Here is a 2,456-nt window from a genome sequence, read left to right on the forward strand (position 1 = left end):
CAAGCCATCAATCATTGATGGCTTATTTTGCCGTGGAAGTGTAACCCAAAATCCCCTGTTTTTAAACCATGCCGATTAATGCAGCATGATGAAGTTTCATAGGAATAATCTCCTAATAGAGTATAAAACCTACGACGGTTTGTCCCTAACTCAAGGATTTGTCCTATATCACTACTCCTCTGTGATTCTTCAGAAGAGTTTAAGTGAGTGTGTTTACAGACACTATTAACGAAGCAATTCAGTGTGGCCTACTTCAGACTGATAAAATACCTGTGGTTACGAAATCCCTCCGGGATTAGTCACTCTCCTACCAGGGGCTGCTGAGCATGGTAAATCCTGACCAATAGAATGGATGAGAAAAATCTACATTGGTCATATCAGCCAGCTCTTTTGGTAACTGGACTGGTAAATTCGACAGAATTATCCTCCCATCATTAACATGAACTTTTCCTCTGAGCATACCGAGCTGAGCTTGTCGCAGAGCTTGAGCTTTGGTGTTCCATTGCGGTAACTGTTGATAAAATTCATTCATGATAGCTAAGGTACCCAAATCACTGACATACCAGAGGCTACCCAAGGCAGTTTTGACTCCTGATTTAAGAGCGATTCCCGCAAACCCTAGTTCAGCCGAATCATCTCCCAAGGCAGTTTTACAAGCACTCAGTACCAACAAGTCTAGGTTGAGTTTAGACCAATTTATGGTATTCATCTGATCCAAACTCAGTCGAGTATCCCTTAATTGAATAAACGATTGTTGAGGCTGACCTGGATTAAACTCAGCATGAGTCGCCAAATGCACAATATTATAGTTTTGTGTGTAAAGCTGTTCTTTCAGGTTTGCCAGGGTAAAGTCACGATTGAGTAAAGATTGACCTTGCCATTGGGATTGATTAGAAAGCTGAGATCGAAGATAAGTCAAAATAGTTGAAATCTCTGTTGGGACAGAAGGTAAGGAATTCATCCTTAAAAACTGAGAGGCCCCAGCAGCCAAAATTTTCCTTGTTTTTCGGGGTTGATAGTCGGTTTGAATTAAGTTAAATGCGGGAATGGCCGTTAAACTATATCGTTCTACTAAATAGCTTTGCCCATCATGTAAAGCAGCTAAGGGTACTCCTCTCAGCCCTTTCCCTAAACAAAATAGCAGGGTGTCAATCTCTGCAACTTCCAAATGCTCTTTCTCATAGGGACCAAGTATCCATTGATGGAGCTGTTGAGCTAGTTGGAGATCCCATTGGTTTGGATCATCAATCTGTTGCTGAAATGCCTCAACAGTTTTTAGTAGTTTTGAGCGAGGCACATCGTAAAGATCCCGCACAATAGGTTTTCCACCCGGTAGAATTAGCACTAAGTGCAAATGATCCTCACGCGGAACAGCCCAAAGTACACCAGGCTTTGTGTCCGTTGCCTCACTGAGGTGTAGGAGGGTTTGAGCTATTTCTTCAGGATCTTGGTCTACTTCCGCTAAATCCTCTTCAAAGTAGTCTTCAAATTCTTTTTCAAAACTACGTTCCATAGCCAGAATTTTTTCGGAGAGAGTTGGTTTGGGAGGTGAGTTTGAAGGTTGAGCCAGAACTGGTGAATAAGGCAGACTAACCAAGCTCGTCGTCAGACTGAACAACCCCAGTGACCTGAACAAACTAACATTAAATATTTGCTTAAATAATAAGAATCTGATCCCATTGCGAAAAGTTTTCTCGCAAGAACTTAAATGCAGCTTATTTTTAAACATGGTAGGTTTTAAATGAGTAAAAATTGTTAATAGCGCTGTATCAAAGAAAAAACAAAATTGACGCCCACACTTGAGACTTCACAGACTCGCTGACATGAGTACCTCATGATCTTTATCCTTGTAAATCCTGAATAGGATGTCAAGCATTGTGCAAGTCATGGCAACCAAAAGTCAGTTCAACCCTTTATTTTGAACACTATTATTTTTCGTACACTAATCTTGCGCCGTGGTTTTAAAGTCTGGAATTGTTGGCGTGAACTAAATTCTGGCTTCGAGATAGACCTTAATGGGACAAACCTCGACTTATCAGTAGGTATGGGGCGGCGGCGACGAATATGATTGGCAAAGTCAAATTTTTTTCGAGTGGGTCCGATAGAAGGCGCAATCACCTTTCCCAGAGACACATACCAGTTGGCGACCAACTGATTCTACAAGGGCAGCTCAAAATCACAAAAGTGACACACAAAATAGGTGAAGAAGAATATGTTGAGCAACAGGCAAGCCTGATCGTCGAGAAGATTAATCGAATTCAACGGGCCAGTTAACGTAGCAACCTATCGCAATCCTCAGTAATGCTATCTCAACAAGTGCAATTGAAACGTTGAGTGGCTCTCTCAGTCTTGGAACAGCCCTCGTTCTAACGGATTCTGGGGTCTCTCAAGAATGACCTTCTCTACGCCCATTCATAGATATGCTGATGGACAAGTTGTTTAGCCAGTTTTCGTGA

General features: G+C 41.9%; 1 protein-coding gene. It reads right to left on the reverse strand.

The genetic code is table 11. The features are described from left to right. Positions 1-307 precede the first annotated feature (307 nt). Entirely contained in the window at positions 308-1,513 is a 1,206-nt protein-coding gene (locus Q0991_RS14675; protein ID WP_299489516.1) for a CHAT domain-containing protein, read from the reverse strand. Positions 1,514-2,456 lie beyond the last annotated feature (943 nt).

Origin of the sequence: Acaryochloris sp. IP29b_bin.137, from assembly GCF_028285745.1 — a bacterium.
In the GTDB taxonomy this organism is placed as follows: Bacteria; Cyanobacteriota; Cyanobacteriia; order Thermosynechococcales; family Thermosynechococcaceae; genus Acaryochloris.